The organism is Mesorhizobium sp. P3_A9 (genome assembly GCF_056402975.1).
In genome coordinates this window covers 1-9191 of sequence record NZ_JBFUGJ010000244.1, presented here as the reverse complement: position 1 = coordinate 9191, position 9191 = coordinate 1, and the positions used below count along the sequence as shown (strand labels likewise).

6 protein-coding genes are annotated in these 9191 nt (G+C 61.2%); 5 read left to right on the top strand and 1 reads right to left on the bottom strand.

Annotated features, from left to right (window positions below):
- Positions 1-97: 97 nt before the first annotated feature.
- Genes AC1DX0_RS25455 through AC1DX0_RS25440 form a run of 4 tightly spaced genes read left to right on the top strand, consistent with a single transcriptional unit; the run spans position 98 to position 5685 of the window.
- Complete coding sequence (locus tag AC1DX0_RS25455) at positions 98-1546, top strand: TolC family protein (RefSeq protein ID WP_477357257.1); 1449 nt, start codon at positions 98-100, stop codon at positions 1544-1546.
- A gap of 40 nt (positions 1547-1586) precedes the next feature.
- A complete protein-coding gene (locus AC1DX0_RS25450) occupies positions 1587-3719 on the top strand; it encodes a type I secretion system permease/ATPase (protein WP_477357255.1) in 2133 nt (710 codons plus the stop codon).
- Positions 3720-3764: 45 nt separating this feature from the next.
- Positions 3765-5054 (top strand): HlyD family type I secretion periplasmic adaptor subunit, encoded by a 1290-nt coding sequence (locus AC1DX0_RS25445; RefSeq protein ID WP_477357253.1) that lies wholly within the window; start codon positions 3765-3767, stop codon positions 5052-5054.
- The gene (locus tag AC1DX0_RS25440; RefSeq protein ID WP_477357251.1) at positions 5044-5685 is read left to right on the top strand and encodes a ribbon-helix-helix domain-containing protein; all 642 of its coding nucleotides are present in this window, start codon (positions 5044-5046) and stop codon (positions 5683-5685) included. The genes AC1DX0_RS25445 and AC1DX0_RS25440 overlap by 11 nt, the downstream gene beginning before the upstream one ends.
- Positions 5686-5818: 133 nt before the next feature.
- Here the strand turns inward: AC1DX0_RS25440 and AC1DX0_RS25435 are convergent, their stop codons facing one another.
- Entirely contained in the window at positions 5819-6541 is a 723-nt protein-coding gene (locus AC1DX0_RS25435) for a transglutaminase-like cysteine peptidase (RefSeq protein ID WP_477224039.1), read from the bottom strand.
- 544 nt (positions 6542-7085) lie between these two features.
- Between AC1DX0_RS25435 and AC1DX0_RS25430 the strand changes: the two genes are divergently transcribed.
- Positions 7086-9191: Ig-like domain-containing protein (locus AC1DX0_RS25430; protein ID WP_477357249.1), on the top strand; the 2106-nt coding region annotated here is incomplete at its 3' end.

The window sequence follows — 9191 nt, the reverse complement described above, 5'->3', positions numbered from 1 at the left end:
CACATATTTCTTGAAATTGTTGGATAGTCCCCTGAGACGGGCTCAGGCTTGGTTCAGCGCTCGAAAAGGGCGTGGGGGAAACGTTGGGGCGGGTTAAATGAATACGACAAGCATCTCGACTATGGGCAAGCGCCTTGGTCTTTTGATGGCAGCTACGATGCTGACCTGCGCAAATGCGAGCGCACTTACACTCCAGGAAGCAATGGCGGTTGCCGTCGAATCCAATCCCGAGATCGGCCAGGCCATAGAAAATCGCGAAGCAATCGARTTCGAGTTGCGSCAGGCSAARGGGCTYTATCTSCCCAGCGTCGACCTGGAAGCGTCRGCRGGGGCTCGCCGCCTCGACAACTCGTCGCGACGTGCGCTCGACATAGAGCACGACGCGCTTTATCCGGCGGAAACCGATCTGACGATTTCACAGACCGTATATGACAGCGGCGCAAGGCGGGCCGAATTGAACCGCCAGGCCTCACGCGTCGACGGCGCATCATTTCGTGTCCTGGAGCGGTCAGAGTTCATCGGGCTCTCGGTCGTCCAGGACTACCTCGAATACATGCTTCAGGCTTCGATCGTGTCAGAGGCAAAGAAGAACCTGGGCTTTCATCAAGGGATTCTCCACGACATCCAGGAAGGCATTGCCGGCGGCGGGTTGAACGAGGCCGACCGGCAACAGGCCGAAGAGCGCCTGTTCGCGGCCAAGGCCCGCATGCAGGAAGCCTCGGAGGAGCTGGAGGCTTCAAGGATACGGTTCTTCAAGACCGTCGGGAAGCCGCTCACGAATGCATCGAGGCCGGGCGATGTTTCCGGCGCGCTGCCAAGGTCTCTGGACGATGCGATCGGCCTTGCGCGGGAGAGCAATCCGCGCGTCCATATGGCCAACAGCGATATCGCAGCGGCGGCCTCGCTGGTGGACGCGGCCCGCGCGAAATACGGCCCCTCGATCGTCGCCGAAGGCGTCGCTCGGGCTGGGTACGACATCGACGGCGACAATGGAGACACGTCCGACCTGCAAGCACGCCTGGTGCTGCGSTGGAACCTKTAYCGSGGCGGCATCGACAAGGCCAACGAGCARGARCARATCCGCCGCACCAGCGAGCAGCGSCTTGCCCWGCATCAGGTSCTGCGGGARATCGAAGAAGCCGTTCGCACGTCATGGGATCGCCGCTTCCGGCAAGCCGACCTGGCAAAGACCCTGAAGCTGCAAGCCGCGTCCAGCGAGAAGCTGGTTGCGTCCTATCGCGAGCAATTCAAAGTCGGGCAGCGCTCGCTGCTCGATGTGCTGGATGCGCAGAATACGCGGTTCAACACGGCAACGCTGGCCGACACCGCATCCTACGCCTCTCTCTTTGCCCAGTATCGGCTTCTGGCAGCCACGGGGCAGTTGCTGAAAACGATGGACATCCGCCCGCCAAAGCAGGCCGCGGCTTACGCACGGACCGAGTTCGCGGCACCGGAAAACGCCGACACCGAAACCTATGCGCGGACGCCGTCGGAACAGAAGAACGACTTGCCGTTCGATATCCTGGCACCGGTCAGGAAAAAGTAGGCTGAGGTAAGGATCGATCGAAAGTCCCTATGGGCGGATCGTGAACCAGCAACCCAACATCCTCTCCCCGAAGGAGGCGTTCAAGGCCTGCTTCTCGGCCGTTGCCGGCTATCTCGGCAGGCCGAGCGCGCAAACGGTGCTGTTCGCCGGCGTGCCGCTGTCGGACACGCGCATCGACATCGAYGCCATCCGGCATATTGCCGAACGCATCGGCCTTGAAATCACCGAGTTCAGCCATCGYGAKTTTCTTCGSGGRCGCATCGACCTCCCCGCTATCGTGTTTCGCGTCAGCCAATTGCCGGTTGCCCTGCTGGCCGAAACCGAGGACGGCGCATTCACCACCGCTCCCCAGGAAGACGGCCGCGTAACCATTACGAGATCCGAGCTGGCCACCAGCTACATCAGCGGCGGCGTTTCCTTCTCGATAACCTATGCCAACGCTGCCGAAGGGATGAACGTCGGTTCGGCGCCGAAGATCGAGCGGCGACATTGGCTGACGGGAACGATGGGTCCGTTCTGGCGTACCTATTCGAAGGTCATCCTGTCGGCATTGTTCATCAACCTCCTGGCCATCGCCTCGCCGATCTTCACCATGAACGTCTACGACAGGATCCTGCCGAACAAGGCAATATCGACGCTCTGGGTGCTGTCGATCGGCATCGGCGCGGTCATCCTGTTCGACCTGCTTTTGAAGACCGCCAGGGCGTCGCTCATCGACTATGCCGGGCGCAAGGCCGATCTGCGCATTTCCTATTTGCTGTTCGAGAAAGTGCTGAACTCGTCCCTGTCGGCACGGCCAGGCTCGACGGGCGAATACGCAAATCGGGTGACGCAGTATGAGTTCGTGCGCGAATTCTTCACGTCGAACACCATCAGCGTGTTCATCGACACGGCCTTCGTGTTCGTTTTTCTGGTGGTCATCTATGCGATAGGCGGCTGGCTGGTMATCATACCGGCGCTGGCCTTCGTCGCGTCCGTGATCGTTGGGCTGATCACGCAGCGGCGCATCGGGAAGCGTGTCGCGGCCTCGATGAACGAGGCCTCGCAACGGCAGGCCCTGCTGGTCGAATCCATCTCCACGCTGGAGACGATCAAGTCGCTGCGCGCCGAGGCGTATCTGTTGCGAAAATGGGCAGAGCATTCCAAGAACGCGTCCAACACGTCCGAGAAGATAAAGCAGCTTTCGGCGGCCGCCGGCAATACAACGCAGGCCATCCAGCAGCTGGTCACCGTTGCCCTGATCGTGGCCGGTGCCTATGCCTTCTCGGAAGGACATGTCTCCACCGGAGCCATCATCGGCACCGTCATGCTGGCGGGCCGGTCGGTGGCCCCGCTCGGCCAGATCGCCATTACTCTGTCCAGACTTCGCCAGGCCATGCTCTCCTTGCGCATGGTGAACTCGATCATGGCGCAGCCGGAGGATCGCCCGGATACGGTGGGTTTCGTCAACCGGCCCATTCGCAATGGTGCCATGGCGTTCAGGAATGTCGGCTTCGTCTATCCGGGCTCCGAGAATGAGGTCCTGACCGGTCTGAATTTCTCGGTGAAGCCCGGTGAGCGGATCGGTATCATCGGTCGCATAGGCTCGGGAAAGACAACCATGGGCCGGCTGATCGGCAGGCTCTTCCTGCCGACATCAGGCGAGTTGCTGCTGGACGGGATCGACATCCGCCAATACCACCCATCGGAGGTTCGCGCCGCGGTCGGCATCGTTGCGCAAGCCAATGATCTGTTTTCGGGCACCATCAAGGAAAACCTCCTGATGGCTTGTCCGGAGGCTACCGATGAGCAGATCGTCGCAGCGGCCAAAGCCGCCGGCGTCGACGATTTCGTCTCCCGTCACCCGCGTGGCTACGACATGAATGTCGGTGAGCGCGGCACCAATCTCTCGGGCGGCCAGCGGCAGACCATGGCGATTGCCCGTCTGCTGCTGACCAAACCGAAAATCGTTTTCCTGGACGAGCCGTCGGGCTCGATGGACCTGGCTTCGGAGCGCCAGCTGATCAAGCAGCTCAAAGTGGCTTTCGACCGGAGCACGACGCTGATCATTTCGACGCACCGCTTCAGCATGCTCGAGCTGGCCGACCGTCTTATCGTCATCGAGCAAGGCAGGATCGTTGCCGWTGGACCAAAGGATCAAGTGATACAGGCGCTGCAGAAAACAAACGCCTGAAAAACAGACTTATTGAACGCATTCAATGCGTTGGGGTTGTAGGACATGCTTGCAAGGGAAGACCGGCCGCCGCTCTTCGYGTCGGCGTCCTTATTCATCATCGGGGCACTCTTTGTGTCTTCCGTCGCCTGGGCCTCCTATGCCGAGGTCGATGAAATCGCGCGCGGCGACGGCAAGATCATACCCGCATCGAAGACCCAGATTATCCAGGCCAGCGAGCCGGGCGTCGTTCAGGAAATTGCCGTGACGATCGGGCAGATCGTCAAGAAGAACGACCTCATCATCCGCCTCGACAATACGTTCAACACCTCAAGTCTTGGCGAGCAGCAAGCCAAGGCGCGGGCTCTGCAGACCCGCATCGCCCGGCTCACCTTCGAACAGGCCGGCAATCTCGAAGGCTCATTTCCGTGCCCGTCCGAAATCCAGAAGGTCGCCCCGGAGATCTGCGACAACGAGCAGAAGCTGCTCGTCGCGCGCCGCGACAACTTCCAGGTCAAGCTGTCGGTTCTCAAGTCGCGCCTCGACCAACGGGAGAAGGAACTGGACGAAGCGACCGCCAATGCCGACCGCCTCACACAGAATCTGGCCGTCAGCGACCAGGAGGCAAAGCTGATTGAATCGATGGTCAAGAAAGGCCTGATGGCGCGTACCGAGCAGCTCCGCGTCGAGCGCGAGATGACCGAGCTCAACGGTCAGCTGACGCTCGCTGGAGAAACCATCAAGAAAGCCAAGTCGGCCATCACGGAAGCCCGGCTTCAGGTCGATGAACTTGGCCTGCAGCTGCAACAGGAGGCCCTCGGCGATCTGACGCAGGCGCTGGCCGACCTCTCGGTGGTGGACGAGACGATACGCGGCGCCACCGACAAAGTGGCGCGCACCGACATCCGCTCGCCTGTCGACGGKATCGTMAACACGCTTGATATCAACACGGTCGGCGCGTTCGTGCAGCCCGGCGCGGTCGTGGCCGGCATCGTGCCGACTTCCGAGACCTTGCTGGTCGAAGCGCGGGTTTCACCACGRGATGTCGCCTTCATCCGGCCGGGCCAGGACGCGCTGATCAAGGTCACCGCCTATGATTTCTCGATCTTCGGCGGCATCGAGGGCAAGGTCTCCAACATCACCGCCGACAGCCTGGTCGACCAGAAGACGGGAGAACCCTACTACCAGGTGCGCGTCGCAACCGAGAGGTCGACGCTGACGCGGGACGGCAAGACCTATTCGATCATCCCCGGCATGATCTGTTCGGTCGACATCAAGACYGGCCGCAARACSATCCTCACCTAYCTKATGAAGCCGATCAACAAGGCRCGTGAGGAGGCAATGAGTGAGCGATAGCGCCAYCTCCCCTCCTGCCGGTCGCGAACGGCTGCTTCCGCCCATGGCGACGGAGGATTTCGGGCTGGAATTCCGGGTTGTGGCGCGTGGCGGCACACGACGCGGCATTCGTCTGGAGCGGGCGTTCTGGACCTCGCTGAAGCAGATGGCCGAAARCCGCAAATGCACGATCGGCATGCTGATCGAMGAGATCGCCGAGAGCCATGCCAACACMGGAAACCTGACGTCGGCAATCCGGGTGGCCTGCATGCGCGGATTGGCCGATGAAAACCAGACCTTGCGAAGGCTTGCGTCGATCAAGACGATCAACGCCATTCTGGTCGCCTGTCCGTCACCAGCTTTTGCACTCTCATCGTCGAAGAGGATCCTGACCTTCAACGCGCCGTTCCAGCAACTGGTCAGGCGCCAATTGCCGGTGGCGCCAAACGAAGATGCGCGCCACGACCTGAAGCTTGCTCTGGACCTCAATGTCGCTGACATATTCTCGCGGCTCGACGCCAATGGCGAAACACCGGTCGCCACCGGTTTCGTCATCGGCGCAGGCGACCGCCGCTACCGGGGGCAATTGAACGCAGTGCGAGCGCCGGTGATCGAGCCGGAGCTGCTGATGGCCTTCGTTTTCGGCGGCTAACGCATGTCGCCCAAAAGGCGAAGACGACATGCATAAAAACAGGACCTGAAGCGCCGGGCATGGATCCGTTTCGACGCAACGCGCTTCGGCACGGCCGGGGCCCGAACCGGCTGCGTCGCTTGTCTTGGGAACGCTATGGCTGCAAGCCCTCGCCGGGCGCGACCGTTGCAAGACCGCCTTTGATATCGGCAACTTGCGCCGCGCCGGGCCTGGTGCCGTGGATCCACGCGCGGTCGGTGCTGAACGAGTACAATGGTACGTAGTCGGGGAGATCGCTGTCGCGCGAGACCACGTTGCTCAGGCTGTCCAGGATGAACACACCGCTGCCGGTGCTGACAGACAGAACGGCATGAAAGAAGCCACGCTTGCGATCCTGCAGGACGACGAGCGACATGCTCTGCGCCGGAATACCGGCACGCAGCAGCGCCGCCATCTTGAGAATGGCGAAATCCTCGCAGTCACCCGCCCGATGCTCGAGAATTTCAGTGGGCTTGGCCCAATAGTCGAGCTTGCCGTAAACCACGCTGTCCTTCTTGTAGGCGATCGCGTGATTTATGCTTGAGTTGATGAAGGACAGCTTGTCGATAAACCGCTTGTCCTTGGCAGCATTGACGATCGCGACAAAGAGGCTGTTCTTGCCATCGCACGCACTGCCCGTGGAACAGTCGACGATTGCCCTGTAGACCGGCGCCCAACGTGCCGAAACCGGAAAATTATGCATGGACAGCGCGACCGATCCGAACACGCCGGGAATGATCGCCGCGGTCTGGATGGGATCGATCCCGGCATTGTTCTGCGTCGTCGAAGAATCGTTTTCCTGATCGACGGCGGCAGGACCATAGCTGGCGAGAACCATGCCGATCCTGTAGGCCGGGGCAGGCTGCCAGGGCTGCGGCCGCATGAGCGAAACGCCACCGAGGATGGAAGGCGTTTCGACCTTCGCCAGCAGCGCATCGGCAGGATCGACAAGCGCCGGGAAATTGCTCGCGGACGACGGCTGCGGCAGGCTCATGATGCCGACCAGCAGTAGCAGCGCTTTGAGCCCGATTGCCCCTTGGGCAGATTTTTCTTTTGTCATAACGCCCACCTTTGACTGTGGACGCTACCRATTYYGYCTCAAATTAYTGGAAAGGAAGGTGGATAAGTTTCCTGTACTTGATAATCCCTATTTTGTGTAAAATTTTATACGAATTTATACTTCTGTTTACCAAGTGACCAGTGCCGACCCCTATCAGATAGATCGCATACCAGCCCATGTATATCCGGTTATATGGTTTGAGTTTACCACGCGTAAAAAATGCCGAAGCCAGCATACCAGAATATATGAAATGGATTGCATGATAGTTGCAAAGTAGAGGTGGCCACTGTCTCTTTCCGGGAAATGCYGRAGGGGTTTGGCYATGACRAACAGTAACGAWTTGGACACCGTCTCKMATTCTTGGGAYGAGCACTCTGAACACAGCGGACTGCCGTCGCAGGCGCAGATCCAGGTCGCGGAGGCAACCCCGGCACAAAAGGCCGCCCCGGCAGCCGCCGAACCGGTTCCTGTCGATGTCGGCAACGGCACGCCCGTCAAGCCGGAAGCACCCGCGGAGGCGAAGGCCCCGGCGGCAGCGGCACCACACGAATATGTGGCCGACGCCAGCAATGTGGTGAAGCTTCCCGCCAATGTCTCGATCGACAACATCAAAGTCGACGGCCACAACCTCGTGCTCGAACAGGCCGACGGTTCGGTGATCGTCATCAAGGACGGCGCACTGAACGTGCCGACCTTCCTCATCGGCGACGTCGAAGTGCCGCGCGTAGCCTTGATCGCGGCGTTGGAAGCAAGCCATGTCGATGTCGCCTTTGGCGCCGACGGATCGATATCTGCGGGCCCAGGCGGTTCAACCTCGAGTGCGGGCGGAGACTTCTCAGTTCCCCCCGGCGGCATTGGCGATGGGTTCGGCCTTTCGGCACTGTTGCCGCCGACGGATCTGGCGTTCGGCCAGCCGGAACATCGTGAACTGTTTCCGAGTCTCCTGCCCGACTCAACGCCGTCGATCATCGACTTGACACCTTCCGTCGATGGCGGCGACACCACGGTCAATGAAAAGGGCCTGCCGGCAAGCTCGGGGTCGGAAGGCTCCGGCGAGGCGCAGAATCCCGCCCCCAACAGCGACCAGTCCGAGATCAACACCGGCACCTTCACCATCGCCTCGCCCGACGGTGTCGGCTCGCTGACGATTGCCGGCCAGGTGATTTCGGGCGCTGCCCTTGCCGACAGCGCGTCGACGCCGATCAACATCACCACGCCGCTYGGCAACACGCTGACCATCAGCGGTTACGACGCCAGCACCGGCCAGGTGACCTACACCTACACGCTGCTGCACAGCGAGACACATCCAGCAGGCAGCGATCCCATTTTCGATAATATGACAGTGACCGTGACCGACCCAGACGGCGATGTCTCGGCTCCCGGTACGCTGTCGGTCCAGATTGTGGACGATGTGCCTGTTGCACATAACGACATCGGCACGCAGGCAACCGAGAACGCACCGGTGACGGTGAACGTGTTCGCCAACGACGTGCCAGGCGCGGACGGCGTCAACATCGCCGATCCGACCAAGGTCGCCTATGTGGCGAACTCGCTGACCGGCGGCGCCGGAACGGTCACCTACAACAATGACGGCACCTTCACCTACACGCCGGCTGCCGGCGAGGAAGGAACCGTGACGTTCCAGTACCAGATCGTCGACGGCGACGGCGACGCCTCGGTGGCGACGGTGACGATCAATCTGAAGCCGGATTCCATACCGACCATCGACGTAACGCCTCAGAACCCCGACGCGAACGGCCACAGCGCGGCGAACGAAGCCGGCCTTCCGCCGCATGACGGCTTGCCAGCAGGCTCCGGCGAAATTGCCGACAACGACGCCAACAACAACAGCGACACCAGCGAAACGACGACGGGCGCGCTCACGATCACCACGGGCAGCGACACGATCGGCCACCTCTATGTCACCGACAAGGACAACACCCAGATCGAGGTGACCAACGCGGCCGGCGGCATCCTGGTGCACGGCCAGTATGGCGACCTGACCATCACCGGCACGCCGGCGACTGGCTACACCTATTCCTACACGCTGCTCGACAGCACCACGGGTAACGGCACTCACGACGATTTCGCTGTCAAGGTGGTCGATTCCGACGGCGACCCAGCCTCCGCCACGCTCACCATCGATATCGTCAACGACGTCCCGACAGCCAAAGCCGATACGGACGCCGCACAGTCGGGCGAGACGGTGACCGGCAATGTCGAGACCGGGACCAGCACCCACGGCACCGGTGCGGCCGATACGGCCGGCGCCGACGGCATCGCCTCGATCGCCTGGACGGGCATCGCCGGCTCCACGGTGACGGGAACCTATGGCGTGCTGACGGTCGATGCCAATGGCGGCTACAGCTACCATGCCAACCCGAACGCCTCGGGCACCGACGTGTTCGCCTACACCATCAAGGACGGC